A 285-nucleotide genomic window follows, 5' to 3' on the forward strand; every position below is an offset into this window, starting at 1 on the left:
GCGGGCGACCGAGGGGCGGAGGGGCTTGGCCTCAGGCTGGGCCTTGTGCTGGAGGGCTGAGGCCAGCCAGGCGGCGGTGGCGCCCAGGTCCAGGCGGCGCAGGCCAAAGGCGTAGCCCAGGCCCGCGACGGCGCCGGCCGCCAGCAGGAGAGCGGCGATCAGGGTGGCTCCGGGCAGTCGGGCGAAGGCCAGAACGCTGGCGAGCCCGTGCAGCACGCCGTCCCCCCAGAACCCGCCCAGGCCCTTGGCCAGCGGCCAGGCGGCGGGGGCCGGCGGCGCGGCCAG

Annotated in this window: 1 pseudogene; it reads right to left on the bottom strand. The window is 78.9% G+C overall.

Annotated features, from left to right (window positions below):
* Positions 1–285, bottom strand: a pseudogene (locus OCL97_RS22640) (cell division protein FtsK); the annotation flags it as partial.

Source organism: Phenylobacterium ferrooxidans, assembly GCF_042714595.1.
Lineage (GTDB): Bacteria > Pseudomonadota > Alphaproteobacteria > Caulobacterales > Caulobacteraceae > Phenylobacterium > Phenylobacterium ferrooxidans.